23 protein-coding genes are annotated in these 22,862 nt (G+C 69.0%); 11 read left to right on the forward strand and 12 right to left on the reverse strand.

Features of this window, described 5'->3' with window-relative positions; all coding sequences use genetic code 11:
* The first annotated feature begins 56 nt into the window (after positions 1–56).
* From FAF44_RS33805 to FAF44_RS33825, 5 genes are read left to right on the forward strand one after another with little or no spacing between them, the layout of a single operon-like run.
* Positions 57–1,022, forward strand: a complete 966-nt coding sequence (locus tag FAF44_RS33805) for a carbohydrate ABC transporter permease (RefSeq protein ID WP_237107394.1) — start codon at positions 57–59, stop codon at positions 1,020–1,022.
* Positions 1,006–1,872, forward strand: a complete 867-nt coding sequence (locus tag FAF44_RS33810) for a carbohydrate ABC transporter permease (protein ID WP_237107395.1) — start codon at positions 1,006–1,008, stop codon at positions 1,870–1,872. Before FAF44_RS33805 ends, FAF44_RS33810 begins: the two co-directional genes overlap by 17 nt.
* A gap of 44 nt (positions 1,873–1,916) precedes the next feature.
* Positions 1,917–3,203: an extracellular solute-binding protein gene (locus FAF44_RS33815; protein WP_237107396.1), complete on the forward strand. Its 1,287-nt coding sequence runs from the start codon at positions 1,917–1,919 to the stop codon at positions 3,201–3,203.
* Positions 3,204–3,212: 9 nt separating this feature from the next.
* Positions 3,213–4,493 (forward strand): Gfo/Idh/MocA family protein, encoded by a 1,281-nt coding sequence (locus FAF44_RS33820; protein ID WP_237107397.1) that lies wholly within the window; start codon positions 3,213–3,215, stop codon positions 4,491–4,493.
* Complete coding sequence (locus FAF44_RS33825; protein ID WP_237107398.1) at positions 4,483–5,658, forward strand: S9 family peptidase; 1,176 nt, start codon at positions 4,483–4,485, stop codon at positions 5,656–5,658. The genes FAF44_RS33820 and FAF44_RS33825 overlap by 11 nt, the downstream gene beginning before the upstream one ends.
* 54 nt (positions 5,659–5,712) lie before the next feature.
* Here the strand turns inward: FAF44_RS33825 and FAF44_RS33830 are convergent, their stop codons facing one another.
* The 7 genes from FAF44_RS33830 to FAF44_RS33860 form a co-directional block, all read right to left on the reverse strand.
* The gene (locus tag FAF44_RS33830; RefSeq protein ID WP_237107399.1) at positions 5,713–7,497 is read right to left on the reverse strand and encodes an ABC transporter substrate-binding protein; all 1,785 of its coding nucleotides are present in this window, start codon (positions 7,495–7,497) and stop codon (positions 5,713–5,715) included.
* A gap of 19 nt (positions 7,498–7,516) precedes the next feature.
* Positions 7,517–7,792 carry a DUF2160 domain-containing protein gene (locus FAF44_RS33835; RefSeq protein ID WP_237107400.1) on the reverse strand — a complete coding sequence of 92 codons (276 nt, stop codon included), beginning with the start codon at positions 7,790–7,792 and terminating at the stop codon, positions 7,517–7,519.
* Between the two features lie 2 nt (positions 7,793–7,794).
* Positions 7,795–8,616, reverse strand: a complete 822-nt coding sequence (locus FAF44_RS33840) for a carbohydrate ABC transporter permease (RefSeq protein ID WP_237107401.1) — start codon at positions 8,614–8,616, stop codon at positions 7,795–7,797.
* A 4-nt stretch (positions 8,617–8,620) separates the two neighbouring features.
* Positions 8,621–9,562 carry a carbohydrate ABC transporter permease gene (locus FAF44_RS33845; RefSeq protein WP_237107402.1) on the reverse strand — a complete coding sequence of 314 codons (942 nt, stop codon included), beginning with the start codon at positions 9,560–9,562 and terminating at the stop codon, positions 8,621–8,623.
* Complete coding sequence (locus FAF44_RS33850; RefSeq protein WP_237107403.1) at positions 9,559–10,647, reverse strand: ABC transporter ATP-binding protein; 1,089 nt, start codon at positions 10,645–10,647, stop codon at positions 9,559–9,561. The genes FAF44_RS33845 and FAF44_RS33850 overlap by 4 nt, the downstream gene beginning before the upstream one ends.
* Positions 10,640–11,779 (reverse strand): ABC transporter ATP-binding protein, encoded by a 1,140-nt coding sequence (locus tag FAF44_RS56030; protein ID WP_308193429.1) that lies wholly within the window; start codon positions 11,777–11,779, stop codon positions 10,640–10,642. Before FAF44_RS56030 ends, FAF44_RS33850 begins: the two co-directional genes overlap by 8 nt.
* 163 nt (positions 11,780–11,942) lie before the next feature.
* Positions 11,943–12,767, reverse strand: a complete 825-nt coding sequence (locus FAF44_RS33860; RefSeq protein ID WP_237107405.1) for an SDR family NAD(P)-dependent oxidoreductase — start codon at positions 12,765–12,767, stop codon at positions 11,943–11,945.
* A 94-nt stretch (positions 12,768–12,861) separates the two neighbouring features.
* Here FAF44_RS33860 and FAF44_RS33865 point away from each other — a divergent pair, with 94 nt between their 5' ends.
* Positions 12,862–14,421: a DUF4434 domain-containing protein gene (locus FAF44_RS33865; protein WP_237107406.1), complete on the forward strand. Its 1,560-nt coding sequence runs from the start codon at positions 12,862–12,864 to the stop codon at positions 14,419–14,421.
* A 21-nt stretch (positions 14,422–14,442) separates the two neighbouring features.
* Here FAF44_RS33865 and FAF44_RS33870 read toward each other — a convergent pair whose 3' ends face one another.
* Both FAF44_RS33870 and FAF44_RS33875 read right to left on the reverse strand, forming a co-directional pair.
* A complete protein-coding gene (locus tag FAF44_RS33870; RefSeq protein WP_237107407.1) occupies positions 14,443–15,294 on the reverse strand; it encodes a helix-turn-helix transcriptional regulator in 852 nt (283 codons plus the stop codon).
* Positions 15,295–15,307: 13 nt separating this feature from the next.
* Positions 15,308–16,063 carry a DUF6879 family protein gene (locus FAF44_RS33875; protein WP_237107408.1) on the reverse strand — a complete coding sequence of 252 codons (756 nt, stop codon included), beginning with the start codon at positions 16,061–16,063 and terminating at the stop codon, positions 15,308–15,310.
* 262 nt (positions 16,064–16,325) lie between these two features.
* Between FAF44_RS33875 and FAF44_RS33880 the strand changes: the two genes are divergently transcribed.
* On the forward strand, positions 16,326–16,685 hold the full coding sequence (locus tag FAF44_RS33880) for a hypothetical protein (protein ID WP_237107409.1): 360 nt from the start codon (positions 16,326–16,328) through the stop codon (positions 16,683–16,685).
* 123 nt (positions 16,686–16,808) lie between these two features.
* Here FAF44_RS33880 and FAF44_RS33885 read toward each other — a convergent pair whose 3' ends face one another.
* From FAF44_RS33885 to FAF44_RS33895, 3 genes are all read right to left on the reverse strand, one after another.
* Positions 16,809–17,600 (reverse strand): carbohydrate ABC transporter permease, encoded by a 792-nt coding sequence (locus FAF44_RS33885; RefSeq protein ID WP_237107410.1) that lies wholly within the window; start codon positions 17,598–17,600, stop codon positions 16,809–16,811.
* A 68-nt stretch (positions 17,601–17,668) separates the two neighbouring features.
* The gene (locus FAF44_RS33890) at positions 17,669–18,628 is read right to left on the reverse strand and encodes a carbohydrate ABC transporter permease (protein WP_237107411.1); all 960 of its coding nucleotides are present in this window, start codon (positions 18,626–18,628) and stop codon (positions 17,669–17,671) included.
* Positions 18,625–19,908 carry an extracellular solute-binding protein gene (locus tag FAF44_RS33895; protein ID WP_237107412.1) on the reverse strand — a complete coding sequence of 428 codons (1,284 nt, stop codon included), beginning with the start codon at positions 19,906–19,908 and terminating at the stop codon, positions 18,625–18,627. Before FAF44_RS33895 ends, FAF44_RS33890 begins: the two co-directional genes overlap by 4 nt.
* Positions 19,909–20,054: 146 nt before the next feature.
* Between FAF44_RS33895 and FAF44_RS33900 the strand changes: the two genes are divergently transcribed.
* The 4 genes from FAF44_RS33900 to FAF44_RS33915 all read left to right on the forward strand — a co-directional run bounded on the left by FAF44_RS33900 (position 20,055) and on the right by FAF44_RS33915 (position 22,779).
* Positions 20,055–21,068 carry a LacI family DNA-binding transcriptional regulator gene (locus tag FAF44_RS33900; RefSeq protein WP_237107413.1) on the forward strand — a complete coding sequence of 338 codons (1,014 nt, stop codon included), beginning with the start codon at positions 20,055–20,057 and terminating at the stop codon, positions 21,066–21,068.
* A 121-nt stretch (positions 21,069–21,189) separates the two neighbouring features.
* Positions 21,190–21,396: a hypothetical protein gene (locus FAF44_RS33905; protein WP_237107414.1), complete on the forward strand. Its 207-nt coding sequence runs from the start codon at positions 21,190–21,192 to the stop codon at positions 21,394–21,396.
* A 2-nt stretch (positions 21,397–21,398) separates the two neighbouring features.
* Positions 21,399–21,923 (forward strand): DUF6879 family protein, encoded by a 525-nt coding sequence (locus FAF44_RS33910; RefSeq protein ID WP_237107415.1) that lies wholly within the window; start codon positions 21,399–21,401, stop codon positions 21,921–21,923.
* Positions 21,889–22,779 (forward strand): helix-turn-helix transcriptional regulator, encoded by an 891-nt coding sequence (locus tag FAF44_RS33915; RefSeq protein WP_237107416.1) that lies wholly within the window; start codon positions 21,889–21,891, stop codon positions 22,777–22,779. Before FAF44_RS33910 ends, FAF44_RS33915 begins: the two co-directional genes overlap by 35 nt.
* Positions 22,780–22,862: the final 83 nt, after the last annotated feature.

Raw genomic sequence — 22,862 nt, forward strand, 5'->3', positions numbered from 1 at the left:
TTTCCTGCCAGCTATAGGAAAGCGCTATCCATTCACTTCTCGCCGGAAGGTCCGTGATGACTGAAGTTTCGGTGGCGGTGAAGCCTGGGCGCGCGGTGCAGGAACCCGCCCGTCGCGGGCGTACCCGCTCCACGAAACGGTCCCGCCGCGAGGCACGCGCGGCGTACCTCTTCCTGGCGCCCTGGTTCGTCGGCCTGCTGGTCATCACGATCGGCCCGATCTTCGCATCCCTCTACCTGTCGTTCACCGACTACAGCCTCCTGGAGGAGGCCAAGTGGATCGGGTTCGACAACTACGTGAAGATGTTCACGGAGGACCCGAGGTTCGTGGCCTCGCTGAAGGTGACCACGATCTACGTGATCGTCTCGGTCCCGCTGCAACTGGCCTTCGCCCTGGCGCTGGCCCTCGTGCTCGACCGCGGGCTGCGCGGCCTGCCGCTCTACCGCTCGATCTTCTACCTGCCCTCGCTCCTGGGCGGCAGCGTGGCGATCGCCATCCTGTGGCGCAAGGTCTTCGGCGCCGAGGGCCTGGTCAACTCGGTGCTGGCGGTGTTCGGCATCCAGGGCCAGGGCTGGGTCGGGCATCCGGACTACGCGCTCGGCACGCTGATCCTGCTGCACGTCTGGACGTTCGGCGCTCCGATGATCATCTTCCTGGCCGGGCTCCGTCAGATCCCCAGCAGCTACTACGAGGCCGCCGCGGTGGACGGCGCCGGGCTGCTGCGGCAGTTCAAGTCGATCACGCTGCCGCTGCTGACGCCGATCATCTTCTTCAACCTCGTGCTGGAGCTCATCAAGTCGTTCCAGTCGTTCACGCAGTCCTTCATCGTGAGTGGTGGCAAGGGCGGACCCGCGGACTCCACCCTCTTCTACACGCTCTACCTCTACCTGCAGGGGTTCAAGAACTACGACATGGGCTACGCCGCCGCGATGGCGTGGGTCCTGCTGCTGATCATCGCCGGGCTCACCGGGGTGAACTTCCTCGCTTCCAAGTATTGGGTCTTCTATGGCGACACCAAGTAGGCCGATCCCGGTGCTGTTCCGCCCGCTCAAGGGCGGGCCGGTGGTCAGGCACATCCTGCTGATCGGCTTCGGGCTGGTCATGCTCTATCCGTTGCTCTGGATGATCTCGAGCTCGCTCAAGCCGGAGGAGCTCATCTTCCGCGAGCCGGGCCTGTGGCCGAGCGAGATCACCTTCGAGAACTACTCCGAGGGCTGGTTCGCGCTCAAGCACCCCTTCGGCTACTACCTGTGGAACTCCGCGGTGATCACCGGCCTGTCGGTGGTGGCGAACCTGGTGGCCTGCTCGCTGGCGGCCTACGCCTTCGCCCGGCTGAACTTCCCGCTGAAGGCGTTCTGGTTCGCGATCATGCTGGGCACGATCATGTTGCCGCACCACGTCACGATCGTGCCGCAGTACATCATGTTCTCCGAGCTCGGCATGATCAACACGATCTGGCCGCTGGTCATGCCGAAGGTGCTGGCCACCGACGCGTTCTTCATCTTCCTGATGGTGCAGTTCATCCGCACGCTGCCCCGCGAGCTGGACGAGGCGGCGGAGATCGACGGGGCCGGCTACTGGCGGATCTTCATCAGGGTCGTCATGCCGCTGTGCATGCCGGCGCTGGCCACGACCGCGATCTTCACCTTCATCTGGACGTGGAACGACTTCCTCAGCCAGTTGCTCTATCTCAACAACCCCGACAATTTCACCGTACCTGTAGCCTTGCGCACCTTCCTGGACGCCAGCAGCGACTCGTCGTGGGGCCCGATGTTCGCCATGTCGATCATCGCGCTCGGCCCGATCTTCGGGTTCTTCCTGGCCGGACAGAAGTACCTGATCCGTGGTGTCGCCACCACGGGCCTGAAGTGATTCCTCCCACCCCCCAACAGTGAACACCCATAGGAGGTAGAGCCGTGAGCTCTGGCAAGAAGATGTGGTCGGCGGCGTTGCTCGCCACCGCAGTGCTGGCGGTCACTGCGGCCTGCGGCAGCGGCGGCGGCGCCGGGGAGACCGCCGACGGCAAGATCAAGCTGCGCTTCTCCTACTGGGGCAGTGACGCGCGACAGAAGATGACCGAAGAGGCGATCAAGAAGTTCGAGGCCAAGAACCCGACGATCGACGTCGAGGGCGAGTTCTCGGACTGGGCCAGCTACTACGAGACGCTGTCCACGAAGGTCGCGGGCAGCGACGCCCCCGACGTCATGAGCCTGGAGATCCGCGGCCTGCGCGAGTACGCCGACCGCGGCACGCTCGCCGACCTGGCCAGCAAGGTCAACACCGCCGACGTGGACGCCAAGGTGCTGGGCACCGGCGCCATCGACGGCAAGCAGTTCGCCATCCCCACCGGCGTCAACGCCTTCTCCCTCCTGGTGAACAAGGGCCTGGTCGAGCAGTCCAAGGCCGCCCTGCCCGACGACAAGACCTGGACGTGGGAGGACTACGTCGAGCTGGCCGGCAAGATCAGCGCCGGCAGCGGCGGCAAGGTCACCGGCACGCAGCTCAGTTGGAACCCCGCCTACCTGCAGATCTACGCCACGCAGAAGGGCGAGCCGTTCTACGACGGCAACAAGCTCGGCATGACGCCCGAGACCATCAAGGAATGGTGGGCGATCATGCAGAACCTGATCAAGGGCAAGGGCGCCCCCGAGGCCGCCAAGAGCTCCGAGATCGGCGCCACCAGCATCGACCAGTCGCTGCTCGGCACCAACACCGGCGCGATGGGCATGTGGTGGAGCAACCAGCTCGGCGCGGCCAGCAAGGCGTCCGGCCAGGAGCTGGACCTGCTGCGGATGCCGAAGATCAAGGGCGCCACCGCGGGCGGCATGTTCCTGCAGCCGGCCATGTTCTACGGGGCCTCCTCCAAGACCGAGCACGCCGCCGAGGCCGCCAAGTTCATCGACTTCATGATCAACGACCCCGAGGCGGGCGCGATCATCCTCAGCGACCGCGGCCTGCCGGCCAGCTCCAAGGTGCTGACCGCGGTCCGCGACAAGCTCCCCGAGGCCGACCAGAAGACGCTGGCCTTCCTCGACGAGAACAAGGGCGAGCTGACCGACCCGCCGGCCGCCCCGCCGAAGGGAGCCAGCGCCATGGAGGACATCCTCACGCGCTACTCGGAGGAGGTCATGTTCGGCCGCCTGACCCCCGATGACGCCGCGCAGAAGTTCATCACGGAGGCCAACGCCTCCATCGCAGGCTGAAGGAGAAACATGAAGTACGCGTTCGTCGGGCTCGGGCACCGCGCGCAGATGTACGTCGACGCGCTGCTCGGGGAGTGGCGCGACGCCGGCACCATCGTCGCCCTGTGCGACTCCAACCGGACCCGCATGGACTACTACGTCGAGCGGATCGGCCAGGAGGTGCCGTGCTTCGCACCCGATGAGTTCGACAAGGTGCTCGAGCTCGCCGACGCGGTCATCGTCGCCACCGTCGACGCCACGCACGCGAGATACGTGTGCGCGGCGCTCGACGCGGGGCGCGACGTCATCGTGGAGAAGCCGCTCACGGTCGACGCGGACGGCTGCGCGGCCATCGCCGCCGCGGCCGAGCGGAGCACCGGAAAGCTGATCGTCACCTTCAACTACCGCTACTCGCCCCGCAACTCCGCCGTACGCCGCCTCCTGCGGGAGAACGTGATCGGCGAGATCACCTCGGTGCACTTCGAGTGGATGCTCGACACCATCCACGGCGCCGACTACTTCCGCCGCTGGCACCGCGACCGGGCCAACTCCGGCGGGCTGCTCGTGCACAAGTCCACCCACCACTTCGACCTGGTCAACTGGTGGCTCGGCGCGGCCCCCGAACTCGTCTTCGCCCAGACCGACCTGCGCTTCTACGGCGCGGAGAACGCCGGCAAGCGCGGGCTCACCGACCGTCCCGAGCGGGCGCAGGGCGCACCCGGGCTCGGCACGGACCCGTTCCTGCTGGACATCTCCAAGGACGAGCGGCTCAAGCGGCTCTACCTGGACGCCGAGCACGAGGACGGCTACCGGCGCGACCAGGACGTCTTCGGCGAGGGCGTCACCATCGACGACAACATGTCGGTCATGGTGCGCTACGCCAACCGCGCCGTCCTGACGTACTCGCTGCACGCCCACGCGCCGTGGGAGGGCTACCGCGTGGCCTTCAACGGCACGGCCGGGCGGCTGGAACTGGACGTGGTGGAGCGGGAGTGGACGCCCCCGCACGCCGCGATCGACCCGAGCGCGGCCTCCAAGGAGCACGCGACCGGGGCCTGGGAGCGGCTCACACTGCGCCGGCACTGGAGCGAGCCGGAGGAGGTGCCCATCGAGTCGGGCGGCGGCGGGCACGGCGGCGGCGACCGCCTGCTGCTCGACGACGTCTTCCGCGGTCCGGGCGACGACCCGCTGGCCCGCCAGGCCGGTTACCGCGACGGCATCCGCAGCGTGCTGACCGGCCACGCGGCCAACGTCTCGGCGCGTACCGGGGCGCCCGTGCGTCTGGCGGACGACGGCACGCGTGTTCTCTGAGCTGGCCAGGATCGCCGCGGCGCAGCGCGGGCTCTACCCGGTCCTGCCGGGGCCCGAGCTGCGCGCGGCGGCGCGGGAGGCCGTCGGGGTGCTCGACCTGACCGCCTCCGACGTACGCGTCGAGCGCACCTGGACCGACGGCGACCTGCACGGCGAGGAGCTGTCGTGGTCGGTCGGGTTCGGGCCGCGCACGCGCGCCTACCTGCTCAAGCCCCGTGACGCCGGCGGGCCGCTGCCCGGGGTGGTGGCGCTGCACTGCCACGCCGGGATGAAGTACGCCGGCAAGGAGAAGATCGCCGACGGTCCCGAGCCGCCGTCGCCCGAGGTGCGGCGGCTGCGCGAGGCCATCTACGGCGGCCGGGCCTTCGCGAACGCGCTGGCCCGGCGGGGTTTCGCCGTGCTGGCGCACGACGTGTTCGTGTGGGGCAGCCGCCGTTTCCCCCTGCAGACCGCTGAGGGGCCGCCCGGCGCGGACGACCGTGGGGATCCCCCGGCCGCGCCCCTCAGCGAACCCGGCCCCGGGGACGCCTCGGCCGCGCCCCCCGGCGAGGCCGGTCACGCGGACGCCCCGGATGCCCCGGACGCGTCGCTCAGCGCGGCCGACCGGTACGACCTGGCCGCCAGGGAGCACGAGCACGTCGTGGCCAAGCACTGCGCCGCGCTCGGCACGTCGTTCACCGGCGTCGTCGCGGGGGAGGACCTCGCGGCGGCGGCCTACCTGCGCTCGCGGCCCGACGTCGGCCCGGTCGGCTGCGCCGGCCTGTCGGGCGGCGGGCTGCGCGCGGCGCTGCTCGGCGCGTTCGACCCCGAGATGCGCGCGGTCGTCGTCGCCGCGATGGTCTCCTCCTTCCGGGACATGCTCGACGGGCACGTCCAGCGGCACACCTGGATGCTCTGGCCGCCGGGGCTGCCGCGGCTGGGCGACTGGCCCGACCTCGTGGCCGCCCGCGCGCCCGAGCCGCTCATGGTCCAGTACGCCATGCGGGACGAACTGTTCCCGGCGGACGGGATGCGGCGGGCCCACACCATGATCGGCGAGCGCTACCGCGAGTCCCCTGAGAGCTACGCGGCCGTCTTCGCCGACGTGCCGCACAGCTTCGACGTGCCCATGCAGGAGCGCGCCTTCGACTGGCTGTCGGCGCGGCTCACGGGGCACGACGACTAGCCGCCGCCCGTTCCTGTCACGGGCGGCGGCTGCCCCCGCCGCGCGGGTGCGCGGTCAGCCGCCCTGTTTCCAGGTGGCGATCAGCTTGTCGTAGTCGAGCGTCTCCGGCTTGCCCCGCTCGTCGGCCAGCTTCGGCGCGGGGGCGCCCGGCTGGTCGAACCAGTATTGGGCGTCGCGCTCCGGGTTGAGCTTGGGGGCGCACTGCCCGCCGTACCCCTGGCGTTCGCGGGACAGCCGCTCCAGGCGGGACAGGATCTCGTCCTGCTGCCTGGCCAGGTTGTCCATCGACTGCTGCGGCGTGGTCTCGCCGGTCACGGCGGTGGCCACGTTCTGCCACCAGAGCTGGGCCAGCTTCGGGTAGTCGGGCACGTTGGTGCCGGTCGGGGTCCACTGCTTGCGGGCCGGGGAGCCGTAGAACTCGATCAGCCCGCCGTACTTCTTGGAGTTCTCGGCGAAGTAGTCGCTCCTGATGTCGGAGTCGCGGATGAACGTCAGCCCGGCGATCGACTTCTTCAGCGACACCGTCTTGGACGTCACGAACTGGGCGTACAGCCAGGCGGCGGCGCGGCGGTCCTGCGGCGTGCTCTTCAGCAGCGTCCACGACCCGGCGTCCTGGTAGCCCAGCTTGTTGCCGGTCTTCCAGTACGCGCCGTGCGGGCTCGGCGCGATGCGCCACTTCGGCGTGCCGTCGCCGTTGACGACCGGCAGCCCCTCCTTGGTCATGTCGGCGGTGAACGAGGTGTACCAGAAGACCTGCTGGGCGATGTGCCCCTGCGCGGGCACCGGGCCGGCCTCGCTGAAGTTCATGCCCGCGGCCTCGCGCGGCGCGTATTTCTTCAGCCAGTCCACGTACTTCGTCAGCGAGTAGACCGCGGCCGGGCCGTTGGTGTCGCCGCCCCGGGTGACGGACGAGCCGACCGGGCGGCAGTTCTCCACCCTGATGCCCCAGTCGTCCACCGGCAGGCCGTTGGGGATGCCGGGGTCGCCGTTGCCCGCCATGGACAGCCAGGCGTCGGTGAAGCGCCAGCCCAGCGACGGGTCCTTGCGGCCGTAGTCCATGTGCCCGTAGACCTTCTTGCCGTCGATGGTGCCGTCGCCGTTGACCTTGTTGGTGAAGAAGTCGGCGATGTCCTCGTAGGCCGCCCAGTTGACCGGGACGCCGAGGTCGTAGCCGTACGCGTCCTTGAACTGTTTTTTGATCTTCGGGTCGGTGAACCAGTCGTAGCGGAACCAGTAGAGGTTGGCGAACTGCTGGTCGGGGAGCTGGTAGATCTTCTTGTCGGGGCCGGTGGTGAAGCTGATGCCGATGAAGTCGTCCAGGTCGAGCGTGGGTGAGGTGACGTTCTTGCCCTCGCCCGCCATGTAGTCCGTCAGGGGGACCACGTAGTCGCCGCGCGAGTGGGTGCCGATGAGGTCGGAGTCGTTGACGTAGGCGTCGTAGATGTTCTGGTTGCCCTGGATCTGCGTCTGGAGTTTCTCGACGACGTCGCCCTCCTGGATCAGGTCGTGCTTGATCCGGATCCCGGTGATCTCGGTGAACGCCTTGGCGAGCTGGCGTGACTCGTACTCGTGCGTGGTGATCGTCTCGGAGACCACGTTGATCTGCATGCCCCGGTACGGCGCCGCGGCCTTCATGAACCAGTCCATCTCGGCGAGCTGCTGATCCTTGTTCAGCGTGCTCGGCGTGAACTCCTCCGACACCCATCTCTCGGCCGCGGCCCTGCCGTCGGCCTCCTTGAAGTCGCTCGTGGGCCGGTCCGCGCTCTGCGTGCAGCCGGCCGCTATCAGGGCGATCGCGGCCATACCGACGGCCGCGGACCTGCGTGTCCGATGCCTCATCGTTTCGGCTCCTCTTCTCTTAGCCCCATATGCCGATCACGACCGCCACCAGCAGCGCGCAGCCCAGCGCGAGCCACATGGACAGGTCGCTGATCGCGATCCAGCCGGCCAGCACGACGGCGGCGCTGATCAGGCCGATGTAGAGCCGGTCGCCACGGTCGGTCTCGATGCGCAGGAACCCCCGCCTGGCCACCGGAGGGGAAAGCCGCGCCCAGACCGCCATGACGACCAGCAGGAGGGCCAGCCCGGCGAACACCAGGGCCGTCGGGACGGTCCAGACCATCCAGTCGAGCATCGCTAGACCCTCCCCAGCGCGAAGCCCTTGGCGATGTAGTTGCGCACGAACCAGATGACGACGGCGCCGGGGACGATGGTGAGCACGCCCGCCGTGGCCAGCAGCCCCCAGTCCACGCCCGCCGCGCTGACCGTCCGCGTCATCGTGGCGGCGATGGGCTTGGCGTTGACCGAGGTGATCGTCCTGGCGATGAGCAGCTCGACCCAGCTGAACATGAAGCAGAAGAACAGCGTCACGCCGATCGCCGAGCGGATCATCGGCAGGAAGATCCGGACGAAGAAACGCGGCAGCGAATAGCCGTCGATCGCCGCGGTCTCGTCTATTTCCCGTGGAATTCCGGACATGAATCCTTCGAGGATCCACACCGCGAGCGGGACGTTGAACAGCATGTGCGCGATGGCCACGCCGAGGTGCGTGTCGAACAGGCCGACGCTCTGGTAAATCTGGAAGAAGGGCAGCAGGAATACCGCCGGCGGGGCCATGCGATTGGTCAGCAGCCAGAAGAACAGGTGCTTGTCGCCGGCGAAACGGAAACGCGAGAAGGCGTACGCCGCGGGCAGCGCCACGATGAGCGACAGCACGGCGTTCAGCGAGGTGTAGACGATGGAGTTCAGATAGCTGGAATACCACGCGGAGTCGGTGAAGAAAGTGGCGTAGTTGTCGAATGTCACGCGTTGCGGGACGAGCGAGAAACTGCCGAGGATGTCCTCGTTGGGCCGGATGGACATGCCGAACATCCACAGCAGCGGCAGCATGAGCGTGGCCACGTACAGCCAGAAGACCGTGCGTGCCCAGGGGAGCCGGCGGCCGTTGACCCTCGCCATCACCTCACCTCCCCGACCTGGTGAGCACGGTGAAGAAGACGTAGCAGAAGACCTGCACGATCAGGAAGTAGAGCAGCGAGAACGCCGCCGCCGGGCCGACGTCGAACTGACCCACCGCGATCTTCGACAGCAGGATGCTGAGGAAGGAGGTGGCGTTGCCCGGCCCGCCGCCCGTCACCACGAACGGCTCGGTGTAGATCATGAAGCTGTCCATGAACCTGAGCAGGATCGCGATCGTCAGCACCCCGCGCAGCCGGGGGAGCTGGATGTGCCGGAACGTGGCCCACGCCGAGGCCGCGTCGATCTGCGCGGCCTGGAAGTACGGCTCGGGGATCGAGCGCAGCCCCGCGTAGGCCAGCAGCGCCACCAGCGGCGTCCAGTGCCACACGTCCATGACCAGGACCGTGATCCAGGCGTCGGCCGGGTCCAGCGTGTAGTTGAAGTTGATCCCCAGCACGTTGTTGATCGTCCAGCCGCCGAGCCCGATGTCGCCGCGGGCGAAGATCTGCCAGATCGTGCCCACCACGTTCCACGGGATCAGCAGCGGTAGCGCGACCAGCACCAGCGCCACCGACACCCAGGCGCCCCGGCGCGGCATCACCACCGCCAGCGCCACGCCCAGCGGGATCTCCAGCAGCAGCACCTGCGCCGAGAACAGCAGCGTGCGCACCAGCGCCGCACGCACCTCGGGGTCGCGGGAGATCGACTGGAACCACTCCAGGCCGACGAAGACCCGGTCGACGGGGCTGAAGACGTCCTGCACGGAGAAGTTGACCACGGTCATCAGCGGGATCACCGCGGTGAACGCCACCGAGAGCACCACCGGCAGGACCAGCCACCAGGCCCGGTTGTCCCGGCGTTTGAGCGGCGCGCGCGACGCCTCCTCCTCGGCCGGCGCCTCCCCGGTGACCACCTCGCCGGCCACCTGCCCGCCCGCGACGCTCACGCCTGCCCCCTTCCGTTCAGCGGCGCGAGCGCGCCGCACCTGACCTCGTCGCGGAACAGGAACGCGTGCTCGGCCGGGAAGTGCAGGAACTCGACCGTGTCCGGCAGGCAGGGTGCGCCCGCCTCGGTCTTGACGGTCACCCGGTGCTCGCCGACCAGGGCGTGGACCAGGTCGTACGCGCCCATCCTGTCGATCCCGGCCACCCGCGCGGGCACGCCGGGCGAGACCCGCTCCTGGGTGATCCGCACGAACTCGGGCCGCACCCCGATCCGCACCGGCCCGGCGGGCAGGGCCGCCGCGCCCACCTCGCAGGCCTCGACGCGGACGACGCCGTCCACGACCTCGGCGGGCAGCATGTTCATGCCGGGCGAGCCGATGAAGTGCCCGACGAACTCGTGCGCCGGCGACAGGAACAGCTCCGCCGGCTCGCCCGCCTGCACGATCGCCCCGTCCTTGAGCACCACGACCTCGTCGGCGAACGTCAGCGCCTCGGTCTGGTCGTGGGTGACGTAGACCAGCGTGTGGCCGGTGTCGCGGTGGATCTCCTTGAGCTTGCTGCGCAGCGTCCACTTCAGCGCCGGGTCCACCACGGTGAGCGGCTCGTCCAGCAGCACGGCGGCGACCTCGGAGCGGACCAGGCCGCGGCCCAGGCTGACGATCTGCTGGCGGCCCGGGTCGAGCCGGCGCGACCTGCGCCCCAGCACGCCTTCGAGGCCGAGCAGCCGGGAGACCTCACGCACCCGCCGATCGACCTCCTGCCTGGCCACCTTCCGGTTCCGCAGCGGGAAGGCCAGGTTGTCGTAGACCGACATCTCCTCGTACAGGACCGGGAACTGGAAGACCTGCGCGATGTTGCGGCCCGCGGTGGGCACGCCGGTGACGTCGCGGTCGTCGAAGTAGATCCGGCCCTCGGTGGGGGTGATCAGGCCGGAGATGATGTTCAGCAGCGTCGTCTTGCCACAGCCACTCGGACCCAGCAGCGCGTACGCCCGCGAGCCGCGCCACGTCCAGGTCATCGGCTTGACCGCCCACGTCCGGCCGCCGTCGTAACTGTGGGCCACGCCCTCCAGCCGGATGTCAGCCACGCAGGTCCACCTCCGCGGCGCCGGTGGCGAGCAGGCGGCCCCCGTCCTCGTCGAAGACGAAGACGTGTGCGGGGTCCACGTACGCGACCGTGGCCTCGCCGGGCGTGAAGAGCTGCGTGCCCGGCAGGTGGGCGACCAGGTGGCGGCCCCCGTCGAGGAGGAGGTGCAGGAACGTCGCGCTGCCCGTCACCTCCGCGAGCCTGATCTCGGCCGGCAGCTCCAGCGCCCCCGGGGTGTAACGGCCGATCGTCACCTGGTGGGGACGGATGCCGAGCAGGACGGCGCGGCCGGACGCGGGCGCCCCCGGCGCGGGCAGGACCGCCGCGCGGGAGTCCGGCCCGGCCATGCCGGGTAACTCGATCCGGCCGTCCCGGACGACGCCCGGCAGCAGGTTGAGCGGCGGGTCGCTGAGCGTGGCGGCCACGGCGAGGGTGGGCGGGTGCGCGTACATGGCGGCGACGTCGCCGACCTGCCGCACCCGGCCCTCGCCCAGGACCACCGTCGGCGCGCCGAACGTCAGCGCCTCGTTCGGGTCGGCGGTGGCGTACAGCACCACGCCGGGGGAGCCGGCGAACATCGTCTTCAGGTCGGCGCGCAACTGCTCGCGCAGCTTGAAGTCCAGGTTGGCCAGCGGCTCGTCGAGCAGCAGCACGTCCACCGGACGGGCCAGGGCGCGGGCGATGGCGGTGCGCTGCTGCTGCCCGCCCGACAGCTCGGACGGCCGCCGATCCAGCAGGGCGGCGATGCCCATGAGCTCGGCCACCTCGCGCACCCGCCGGTCCACGCCGTCGCGGCGGAAGCGGGGGTCGAGACGGAGCGGCGAGGCGATGTTCTCGTACACGGTCAGCGCGGGATAATTGATGAATTGCTGATAGACGAAAGCGACCGAGCGTTTTCGCACCGAGATTTTCGTGACGTCTTCTCCGGCGACCAGCACGCGGCCGGAATCGGGAGTCAGCAAACCGGCGACGACTCGCATCAGCGTCGTCTTTCCCGCCGTCATCGGACCGATGAGGGTGGTCATTCCGTCGGCTAATTCAAGGTTTATGTCATCGAGCCAGGTCACTCCGCGCTGCCGTACGGAGACGCGGTCGAGAATCACCGTCACTTTGCCCGGTCCTCTCTGCTTCACTCCCTTCTAACATGATCTGTATGAGGGTGCAAAGAGTGCTGTCGGTGCCCGAGTGGACGGTGTGACGTTTGTTTCCCCGGCCTTTCCCGGCCCCGGGGGAATGCGACCGGGAAAGGCTATCGCCGCGACCGGACCGGCCCTGGTCAGGCCGCCGGAGGCCGCCCTAGGGGAGGATGGCGTCGACGTAGCCGCCGTCCACCCGCAGCGCGCCGCCCGTCGTCGCCGAGGCGAAGGGGGAGCTGAGGTAGATCACCATGTTCGCGATCTCCTCGGGCTCGATCAGGCGCTGGAGCAGCGACTGCGGGCGGTGCACCCGCATGAACTCGCGCTGCGCCTCCTCCCACGGCAGCTCCTTGTCCACGAGTTCGTAGACGAAGTCCTCCACGCCCCCGGTGTGCGTCGGCCCCGCGATCACCGAGTTGACCGTGACCCCGCTGCCCGCCGCCTCCTTGGCGAACCCCCTGGAGACGGCCAGCAGCGCCGTCTTCGTCATGCCGTAGTGGATCATCTCCTGCGGGGTGACCACGGCCGAGTCGCTGGCGATGTACTGGATCCGGCCCCAGCCGCGCTCCCGCATCCCCGGCAGGTACGCGCGGGTGAGACGCACCGCCGCCAGCACGTTGACCTCGAAGTAACGCCGCCACTCGTCGTCGCTGATCTCCAGCGCCGGCTTCGCGCCGAAGATGCCCAGGTTGTTCACGAGGATGTCCACGTGCGGGAGCATCCGCAGCACCCGCTCGCAGCCCTCGGCCACCGAGACGTCGCCCGGCGCGGCGACCAGGTCGTAGCGGAAGCTCTCGCCGCTGACCCGCTCGGCCTCGATGCGCTCGTCGTCCATCCGCTCGATGGCCGAGGCCACCGAGCCCTCGCCGCGCCCGTTGATGCCGACGCGGGCCCCCGCCCGTGCCAGCCCTGTCGCTATGGCCGCCCCGATTCCCTGGGTCGAGCCCGTGACCAGCGCCGTCCTGCCGCTGAGATCGATACGCATGATGTTCCCCCTGCCCGCCATTCTCCGTGATCAGATCATGACGCCCCCCGGCGGGGTGGCCGCGTAGGCTGGGGACGGCGTGGAAGGGGCGTGGGTGCACCGGATCCTGTGGCTGGTCGTGACGGTCGCCTTCGTGGCGGGCCTGCTCGTCCCCGGAGACCCCGAGCCCGAGGAGTGCCCGTCGCGTGACACCCGGGTCACGGCCCCCTACGCCGTCACCGGCTACTGGGTCATCCCGCGCGCCGACCGCTGCGTCACCCAGCGCATGGTGGAGGCCATCCACGCGATCGGCGGCGACACGCTGATCACCTTCGGCCCCCGGTTCAACGCGCGGCCGGACCCCGACTTCCCCGACTGCCAGATGGACGGCCGGCCCTGCGCCGAGTTGCCCGGCCGGCGCGTCCGCCAGGTGTACACGTACCTGACCAGCGAGGAGTTCGGGCAGAGCATGCTGCGCTGCCCCGGCATCGACCGGCGCGTCGAGAGCGGCGGCCGGACCTTCTACCGGCTGACGCTGGCCGGTTCCTGCGCCGCCGCCGAGCACGACCTCGTCCTCGTCGCCACCGACGGCGACGGCGTGGGCAACCTCGTGCGCGAGGCGAGCGCGTACGGCATGACAGTCTTCCCCGGCCTGCCCGCCGCCCCGCAGCGCGAGGACAAGCCGTGGGAGCCCGACCTCGCCCACACCGCCGCGCTGGAGTCGTTCACCGCGCGGGTGCTGGCCGGCTACCGGGAGCGGTTCGCGGGGCAGCCGGGCTTCGGCGGCGTTTACCAGTCGTTCGAGCTGGCCATGCGGGCGCGCGCGGACAAGGACCCGATCATCTCCCTGTACGCGGCCCAGCACGCCGTGGTCGCCGCCGCGCTGCCGGGCAGGAAGATCGTGGTCAGCCCGTACATCGACGCGCGCAGGGGCCGCGGGTTCCCGCCGTCGCAGGTGGCGCAAGGGCTGGCCGACATCGCGGGCACCCGCGCCGGCGCGCCCATGGCGGTCGCCGTCCAGGACGGCCGGGGCACGGGCAAGGTGCCGGTGCACGGGCCGCACGAGGCCGGCGCGAAGGTGACGCCGCGGCTCGTGCCCGTCGTGGGCGAGGTGACCAACCGGACGGCGTACTACGGCTCCACCGCCGACTACGTCGAGGCGGCGGCCCGGAAGGTGCCCGGCGGGGTCGAGCTGTGGGTGAACGTCGAAGGCTTCGAGCCCACGCCCGCCGACGGGGAGTGCGGGCGGCTCGATCCGCTGCCGCTGCGCGGGCGCACCACGAAGGCCCGGCTCGACCAGCAGGTGACGGCGGCCGGCCGGCACGCCCAGAAGATCATCTCGTACGGGTGGGACCCGTTCTTCACCTGCCAGGCCCGCCACGACACGCCGTCGCTGGCCGACGACATCGCGGCCGGGTGGCGGCAGCCGATCATCGTCAACGCCTACCCGAAGGAAGTGGACGGGCGGCCCGGCGTCGTCGTCGAGGGCTACCAGCTCCGCGGCGGCACGCTGCGCTTCGAGCCGAGCGGGGCGGTGGCCGCCCAGGAGCGGCACACCCCGGGACGGCTCGAATCGGCCTGGGCGCCCTACCCGTGGCCGTGGACCTCCGTCACCGCCACGAACGCGGCCGGCTACTCCAGCACCACCGCGTACTCCGTCGCCCCGTCCCGTTGAGCCGTCGTCCAGCGTTTCGTCTCAGGGCGAGTCGAGCGCCCGCCGGGCCGCGCCGATCAGATTCTGCGCGTCGATGCCGTACACCGCGGACTCGTTCAGCGTCTTCCACGTGCGCAGGTGGGTCGCCACGCCGGCCTCATCGTCGATCCACAGCTCGGCGTGCCAGTTCTCGACGATGACCTGGCGGTCGTCGTAGATCCAGAACGCCGTGGACGGAGGGATCTTGAGGGGCGCGGAGAAGGGGATGATTCCAAGCCGTACGGTGTCCAGGCCGATGCTTCCCACAAGGCGGTCCAACTGGGCGGCGAGCACCGAGGGCGGGCAGATCAAGGCGCGGAGGGCGGCCTCCCACATGATGAGATGGAAGCGCTTCGAGGAGTCGTACAGCGCCTCCTGCCGCTTCATGCGGGACCGTACGGCCTCCTCGACGTCACGCGGCGACCGCTGGAGCTCCGCATACCTGGCGAAGATGGAACGGGCGTAGTCGGGCGTCTGCAGGATCCCGAACACCATCGAGGACTCCCAGCCCCGGAAGAGCGTCGCATCGGCGTGTGCGCTCAAGTGGGTGTCCTGGACCGGCTTATGACCGGCTGCCAGTTGACGCCGCCACGATCGGATATGGGACTCGAAACCCCGCAGCCTCGCCAGCAACTCGTCGTACGCCTCGGGCCGGCCGGTCGCGTCCGCCCACTTGCGCAGGTCATCCGGCGTAGGCGTCTGCCTGCCGTTCTCCAGCTTGCTGACCTTGGACTTGTTCCATCCGTGTCGTTCGGCGAGTTGCGTGCCGGTGAGCCGGCCGTCGGGGGCGGAGAGACGAAGTTCGCGCAGCCGGGCACCGAGCACCTCCCGCGCCTGCTGGTAGTCCGTACTCACCGGTCCGCACCTCTCACTCCTTCGCGGTGAGCCGCGCCGCGAACTCCTCGTACGGGATGGCGTGGTGCATCGCCGCATCACGCGCCATGGAGTATCGCAGTACCGCCGCAGGTTCCGTGATCAGTTCGACGGCCACCAGGTTGTCGGCGTCGTCGAAGTCGAGCAGCGCGACCAGGCGCGAGTCGAAGAGCCAGAAGTCCTCAGCGGGCAGATCGAGCCGATCGGCGTCCGTACGCCGGAGATTGAAGATCTTCTCGCCGACGGCGCTGTTGCGGCGGGCATTGTCGAGCAGGTAGAGCTGCCCGGCACTGGGAGGATCATCGACGATGCGGACACGCTCGAAACGTTTCCCGAGAGCGGCCTGCCGGCGACGCTCGGCGCACCAGACTGCGTCGACTCCGTGCCAGTTCACGGGCTCGCCGCGGCTGAACTGCGCGTAGGTGTCGGTCTGCTCGTCGGAGGCGTAGCGGCGACGCGTCTCCAGCCGCCACGCGGTGTGCTCGAATCGCGTGAAGAGCCGGTCGAACTCGTCGAGAGTGATGGTGTTCGGCACGTGGGCGACCTCCTTGGGGCCGAAGTCCACGAGCAGCGCACGCGGGACCACGATGGGCCGGTCGTCGTCGCCGAGGTGCCGGAGCTGGGCGAGGTCCTCGGGATCGGTGAGCGGCGGTCCATGGACGATGATCTCGTTCGAGTCGAGATCCTCATGGATGGCGGGGCACCCGTTGACGCCGGAGCTCGTGCCGTTGAAGCGAAGTCGTCGCGCCATGGCCTTTCCCTTCACTGGGAGGACTGTTCCCTCAAGCCTCCACCGAGACGGATGTCTTCATCGTGAGGTTCGCCGCCCTGATTCAGAAACCTTCCGCAACACTGCCGAGCCATCAAGCAACTTCGCGAAACCTCTGAGGCGCTGCCCAACGAGCCACGGTTACGGTTCCTGCCATGGACGGTCACGGGTTCCCACCACGGCGGCGGAGGCGTACCGAGCTGGTGGTGCCCGGCTCGCCGACGATCAGGACGGGAGCGCGGTGGTGAGTGCGGACCAGGCTGCCGGTGTGGTGGAGGCGGCCGACGACTACCGGTGGGTGCTCGACGTGCACGCGCCGCACATGGCCTCGTGGAGGCAGCGGATCGAGGTCGATCGGGACGGCTGGTGGTGGCTGGTGGACGGCACCCGGCGGCGCGGGCGCAGGCGGTCCACCTGGCGGCCCGCCGACGAGTACGACGCGTATGCCGTGGTCGCCCTGCTGCACACCCTCAACGACGTCAGGATGACTCTGTCTCCCGAGGTCCGCAGGTGGGCGGACGACCACCGAGTGACGCACCAAGCCCTGCGGACGTGGTTCGACATCAGGGCGTACAGCCTGTTCGTCCGGCACCTGCTCATGTGAGCCCGCGAAACCGCCCCGGTCCCTCCGGCGTGGGCTACTGCGCCGGTCCGGTCCTTCGGCGGTGGCGGACGGTGGTGTTCCTGGCCCAGATCAGGGGCGGGAGGTCGGCGGGTGCGGCGGGGGTCACCCCTTCGTCGCACCGGCGGTGAGCCCGCCGACCAGATGGCGCTCCGCGATGGCGTAGAACCCGAGCGCCGGCACCATGGCCAGGATCAGGTAGGCCAGGATGCGGGCGGTGTCGGAGGCGTACTGGCCCTGGAACTGCTGGATGCCGAGCGGCAACGTCCAGCTCGCCTCGTCGCTGAACACCACCAGCGGCAGCATGAAGTTGTTCCAGCTCCCCACCACGGCCAGGACGGACACGGTCGCGATGGCGGGCCGGGCCATCGGCAGCAGGATCCGCCAGAAGAAGCCGAACGGCGAGCACCCGTCGATCGTGGCCGCCTCCTCGATCTCGCCGGGGATGCTGCGGAAGAAGCCGCGCAGGATGATGATCGTCAGCGGCAGGCCGAAGGCGGACTGCGTGAGGATCACGCCGAGCGGGTCGTCCAGCAGCCCCAGCGTGCGCAGCAGCACGAAGATGGGCAGGATCGCCACCGCGAACGGGAACATCAGTCCCGCCGTGAACAGCGTGAAGTACACCTCCCTGCCACGGAAGGCGAACCTGGCGAAGACGAACGCCGCCAGCGCCGACAGCGCCACGGTCACCACGGTCGTCGTCACGGCGATGAACGTGCTGTTCCACATCTGCCGCCAGAACGAGCCGGAGACGAGCACGTCGGTGTAGTTCGCCGTCACCCACGCCGTGGGCAGGCCGAACGGGTTCTCGGACAGTTCGCTGTTGCTCTTGAAGCCGCCGAGCAGCGCGTAGACGACCGGGATGGCCATGGACACGCCCACGATGATCGCGATCACGTGCAGCGGGAGCGTGTGGCGCCGTCGCCTGGCCGGCCTCCGCCTCGCACGGTTCGTGGCGGCACGGGTCATGATCGGCCCCCTTGGGAGGTCATCGCGCCCTCGAGATCCCGTCTCATCACGAAACGCTGGTAGACGAGGGCGAAGACGAGGCTGAGCGCGAACATCACGACGCTGATCGCGCTGGCGTAACCGACCTGGGAGCGCTTGAAGCCCCAGTCCATCATGGTGACGGCCATCGTCTCCGAGGAGTGCGAGGGCCCGCCGCCGGTCAGGATCCAGACCAGGTCGAAGAGCTGGATGGTGTAGATGACGGACAGGAAGACGCTGATCCGGATCGTCGGGCCGAGCAGCGGCAGGGTGACGTGCCGGAACGTCCGCCAGCCGGTGGCCCCGTCGATCTGGGCGGCCTCGATGAGCTCGTTCGGGATGTTCTGCCGCCCGGCCAGATAGATCATCATGTGGAAGCCGAAATATTTCCACGTCATGACCAGGAAGATCGACGGCATCACGGTGCCGGGATCGGCCAGCCACTCCGACTCCAGCCCGACCACCGCCAGGAGCCGGTTCGCCAGCCCCGACTCGGGGGCCAGGATCAGCGAGAACAGCACCCCCGTGATGACCTCGGACAGCACGTACGGAGCGAAGAACAGCACCCGGTACAGCGCCCGCCCGCGCATGCGCTGGTTCAGCAACATGGCGACGGCCAGCGAGAACGGCAACTGCACGCACACCGACAGCGCCACCAGGACCAGCAGGTGCCCCATGTCCTGGGCGAAGATCTCGCTGCGGAACAGCCGGGTGAAGTTGTCCGCCCCGATGAAGTCGGTGGGCAGGCCGCCGAAGCCGTTCCACCTGAACACGCTCGCGTACAGGGCCACCAGCATGGGGGCCACGACCAGCATGAGGAAGAGCACCAGCGCGGGCAGCAGGAACAGGGCGATGCTCACCCAGCGTCCACGCCGCCTGGGGGCGGGGGCGGGGGCCGGAAGCCTGAGCGCCTCCGGCCCCTTCGCGAGCGTCGTCATCCGGCTTCGCTCTTGGCCACTTCGGTGATGTCCCGGCCGACCTCTTCCGGCGTCTTCGTACCGGCGATCAGCTCCGCCACGCTGTCGTTGACCTGCTGGCCGACGGCCGGCGGGTAGGCCTGGTCCAGGTAGAGCTGGTAGCCGCCGGCCCCGGCCAGCAGGGTCGCCACCTGCTTGAGGTTCGGGTCCGTGACCGCGCCCTCCTCGCCCTTGAGCACCGGCAGCACGCCACCGGACGCCACGGCCTTGGAGTGGTTGCCCATCTCGGTCATGAACTTGACGAACTCCACGGCCTCCTTCGGCGCGTCCGTCCCGACGGCCAGCCCGCCGCCACCGCCGAACGCGTCCCCGATCGAGCCCTTGCCGCCCTCGACCGCGGGGAACGGGAAGAAGCCGAGGTCGTCACCGAGGCCCTTGCCCGAGTCGGTCTGCACGCTCGGGGCCCACTGGCCCATCAGCTCCATGGCCGCCTTGCCGTTGCTCACGGTGGCCGACTGGCCGTCGGGGGTGGAGTACGCCGCGCCCAGGAAACCCCTCTGGAACGGCTGGAGGTCGGCCAGCGCCTTCACCTGCTGCCCGGCGGCCACGAAGTCGGGCTTGGTGAAGTCGTGATCCACGGCCGCCTGCTTGAGCGCGTCCAGGCCGGCGATGCGCAGCGCGAGGTAGGCCCAGTAGTAGTGGCCCGGCCACTTCTCCTTGCCGGCCAGCGCGATCGGGGTGACGCCCGCGGCCTTGAGCTTCCCGACGTCCTCGAGGAAGGCGGACCAGGTGGCGGGCGGCTCGGTGATGCCGGCCTTGCCGAAAAGTTTCTTGTTGTACCAGAAACCCACCAGGCCGATGTCGGTCGGCAGGCCGTACGTCTTGCCGTCCAGTTGGTACGCGCTCAGCGCCGCCGGCGTGAAGGTCGGCAGGACGTCGGCGACGTCACCCGAGATGTCCTTGACCAGGCCCGCGTCGACCTGCTGGCGCAGCACGCCGCCGCCCCAGGAGGCGAAGACGTCGGGTGCCTTGCCCGACTGCGTGATCGTGGTCAGCTTGGCCTTGTACGCCTCGTTCTCCAGCACCGTCGCCTTGATCGTGACGTTCGGGTGCGCGGCCTCGAACTCCTTGGCGCGCTGGGCCCAGAGCGACTTGATCGGATCGGCGGTCGACAGGTGCCACCACTCCAGCGTCACCTTGGCGGGCGCGCCGCTCCCGTCCTGAGGGGCCTGCGCCCCGCCGCCGCCACCGCAGCCGGCCAGGAGCACCGCGGTCGCGACCAACACCAGACTGCGTTTCATAGGGGACCCTTCGTCTGCCGGAGTCGAAAGTTTCGCTAACCCCCCGATAATTTCTTTGGCGTGATCGTAGGTAAACGCCAGGTAAAGCGTCAACACCTCGGCCGGGAGCGATCCCAAACCGAAACTTTCGGATACACTCCCGATTTGTGTCAGCGAAGAGGCGGGTGACGATCGCACTGATCGCGGAGGAGGCCGGGGTCTCCATCCCGACGGTCTCGAAGGTCATCAACGGGCGTCCGGAGGTCGCTCCGGCGACCCGCCACCGGGTCGAACGACTGCTGCAGGAGCACGGCTACCAGCGGCGCATCAGCCAGGACGACACCCCGGCGGGCCTGGTTGACCTGGTCTTCGCGGAGATCGAGTCACCCTGGGCCATGGAAATCGTCCGAGGGGCCGAGGGCGCGGCCCACGAGGCGGGGGCGAGCGTGGTCATCTCGGTCCTGCACACGCACGCGGGTCCGGGGCGCGACTGGCTCGAACGCCTCGCCGCCCGCCGCACGGACGGTGTGGTCATCGTCGCCTCGCGGCTCTCCACCGGCATCCAGGCCCAGCTCAGCGCCCGCTCGCTGCCGTTCGCGGTGGTGGACCCCGAAGGCGAGCCCGCGCCCGGAGTCGTCTCGGTCGGGGCGACCAACTGGAACGGCGGCCTCGCCGCCACCCGCCACCTGCTGGAACTCGGGCACCGCCGCATCGGCATGATCAGCGGTCCCGCCGACATGCTGTGCAGCCAGGCCCGCATAGACGGATACCGGGCCGCCCTCGAGACGGCCGGGCTGCCCGTGGTGCCCGACCTCATCAGGCGCGGCACGTTCCTGGTGGAGTCGGGCCACGACCAGGGTCACGCCCTGCTGTCCCTGCCCGAGCCGCCCACGGCCATCTTCGCCGGCAGCGACCTGATGGCCTTCGGCGTCTTCGAGGCCGCCAGGCAGCGCGGCCTGCGGGTGCCCGAGGACCTCAGCGTGGTCGGCTTCGACGACCTGCCGCTGGCCAAGTCGGCCTGGCCGCCGCTGACGACCGTCCGCCAGCCGCTGCAGGAGATGGCGGCCCTGGCCACCCGCACCGTGCTGGCGATGGGGCACGGCGAGGTGCCGGAGACGAAGCGGGTCGAACTCTCCACCGAACTGATCGTCCGCGAGAGCACCGCCCCCTACGACCAGTAGGCCACCGTCCGGGGCGGCGGGGCTCGCTCCTCGTATGCCTGTTCGCCTTGACCGTAAGCATCTTGCGACAGACCATCGCCATATCCGGAGAAGATTCGAGCATCATCAGGAAGGGCGAAGCATGCGACTTCGACTGCTCGGGAAGAACTCCAAGACCGGCGGCTGCCCAGCCCTGTACGAGACCGACCGTGGCACCATCGTGGTTCAGGGCGACCAGGTCACCGACCCCGAGGCTCTCGCCGACATCGTTGACGCGCTGCCGGGCGAGACGTTCGTGGAGATCCCCCGGGACATCCTCCGCTTCGCCGACAACCCTCAGGAGCACTGAGCGTGAACCTCGTGACCGGCGAAGAGTTCGCACGGCTCTTCGAGGACTTCGAGCATGCCGCCTTCCGGCTGGAGGTCCGCGACCGCTACAACATGCCGGACGAGAGCCGCGGGTTCGAGCTGTTCCTCCGGGGCCTGCCGGATCCGGACGAGGACGAACTCATGGGGCCATGGTGCGACATGGTCCGCCGTGCCACCGCGGACGGCAAGCGCTTCGAGCGAGTGCGCGTCGTCACCGAGCCGCACAGCGACTACATCCGGTTCGAGATCGCGGGCACCCATCTCAACGTCGCGGCCGGTGAGGACATCCGTTATGTCCCCCGGGGTCGTACGGCCAGGCTCGACCTGCCGGAGCACGACTACTGGATGTTCGACTCCCGCGTGGTCGCCCTGATGCACTTCGACGCCGATGACCGGCTGCTCGGAGCAGAGCTCATCACGGACCCCGAACTCGTGGTACGGCACTGCTACTGGCGGGACGTGGCGTGGCACCATGCCACGCCGCACGACGAGTACGTCGAGCGATAGAAACCTGTTTGTGGCAAACCCCCAGCACGCGCGTGAAGCCCTCGGGCACAGGCTCCGTGAGCTCCGTCAGAACGCCCGTCTCACCGGGTACGAGCTCGCGGAGCAACTCGGCTGGCAACAACCGAAGGTGAGCAAGATCGAGAATGGGCGGCAAACGCCATCGCGGGATGACGTTCTCGGCTGGACCCGCATCACGGGAGCCGCCGAGCACGCTCCCGATCTGATCGCGACCCTGACCAACCTTGAGACCATGTACGCCGAATGGCGCCGTCAGTTGCGCGCCGGTATGCGGGGCCGTCAGGAGTCCATCAACGAACTGGAGGACAGGACGACGCTGATCCGGGTGTTCGAGAATGTCTTCGTACCCGGATTGCTGCAGACGTCGGAGTACGCCCGTTCTCTGCTCGAGGAGAGCGCCGAGTTCTACGAGGTCCCGGACGACGTCGAAGAGACCATTCAGGCACGGCTCCGCCGCCAGGAAGTGCTCTACCAAGGACGCAAGCGGTTCCACATCGTCGTCGCCGAGGCAGTCCTTCGCTACCGCTTCTGTCCCGTCGAAGACATGATCGCCCAGCTCGATCGGCTGATGACGTTGTCAGCTCTCCGCAATGTGCACTTCGGTGTGATCCCGTTCGACGTGCGTCCGAGGCTCTCGGCCCCGCATGGCTTCTGGATCTATGACGAGCGTGTGGTGCTGGTCGAGACCATCGCCGCCGAGCTGACCCTGACGCAGCCACAGGAGATAGCCCTCTACGGGAAGGCGTTCAACTGGCTGGCCGGCTCCGCGTTGTACGGCATGGAGGCCCGGCGCCTGATCACCGGAGCCGCTGACGACCTGGCGTCGCAAGGGTCTTGATGCTACGCGATGCGGCCCGGCGACCGTGGCTGCCATGTTGAAGCATCTTTGAGCATCCTTCTTGCTGAGGCGGAATCCATGCT

This window comes from Nonomuraea sp. MG754425, from assembly GCF_021699195.1.
Lineage (GTDB): Bacteria > Actinomycetota > Actinomycetes > Streptosporangiales > Streptosporangiaceae > Nonomuraea.

What these genes read in the sequence shown, in the direction of transcription:
- FAF44_RS33805 (WP_237107394.1), top strand. Translation starts at nt 57, where the DNA reads ATGACTGAAGTTTCGGTGGCGGTGAAGCCTGGGCGCGCGGTGCAGGAA.
- FAF44_RS33810 (WP_237107395.1), top strand. Translation starts at nt 1,006, where the DNA reads ATGGCGACACCAAGTAGGCCGATCCCGGTGCTGTTCCGCCCGCTCAAG.
- FAF44_RS33820 (WP_237107397.1), top strand. Translation starts at nt 3,213, where the DNA reads ATGAAGTACGCGTTCGTCGGGCTCGGGCACCGCGCGCAGATGTACGTC.
- FAF44_RS33830 (WP_237107399.1), bottom strand. Translation starts at nt 7,497, where the DNA reads ATGAGGCATCGGACACGCAGGTCCGCGGCCGTCGGTATGGCCGCGATC.
- FAF44_RS33835 (WP_237107400.1), bottom strand. Translation starts at nt 7,792, where the DNA reads ATGCTCGACTGGATGGTCTGGACCGTCCCGACGGCCCTGGTGTTCGCC.
- FAF44_RS33840 (WP_237107401.1), bottom strand. Translation starts at nt 8,616, where the DNA reads ATGGCGAGGGTCAACGGCCGCCGGCTCCCCTGGGCACGCACGGTCTTC.
- FAF44_RS33860 (WP_237107405.1), bottom strand. Translation starts at nt 12,767, where the DNA reads ATGCGTATCGATCTCAGCGGCAGGACGGCGCTGGTCACGGGCTCGACC.
- FAF44_RS33875 (WP_237107408.1), bottom strand. Translation starts at nt 16,063, where the DNA reads ATGGCGCGACGACTTCGCTTCAACGGCACGAGCTCCGGCGTCAACGGG.
- FAF44_RS33890 (WP_237107411.1), bottom strand. Translation starts at nt 18,628, where the DNA reads ATGACGACGCTCGCGAAGGGGCCGGAGGCGCTCAGGCTTCCGGCCCCC.
- FAF44_RS33895 (WP_237107412.1), bottom strand. Translation starts at nt 19,908, where the DNA reads ATGAAACGCAGTCTGGTGTTGGTCGCGACCGCGGTGCTCCTGGCCGGC.
- FAF44_RS33905 (WP_237107414.1), top strand. Translation starts at nt 21,190, where the DNA reads ATGCGACTTCGACTGCTCGGGAAGAACTCCAAGACCGGCGGCTGCCCA.
- FAF44_RS33915 (WP_237107416.1), top strand. Translation starts at nt 21,889, where the DNA reads ATGCCACGCCGCACGACGAGTACGTCGAGCGATAGAAACCTGTTTGTG.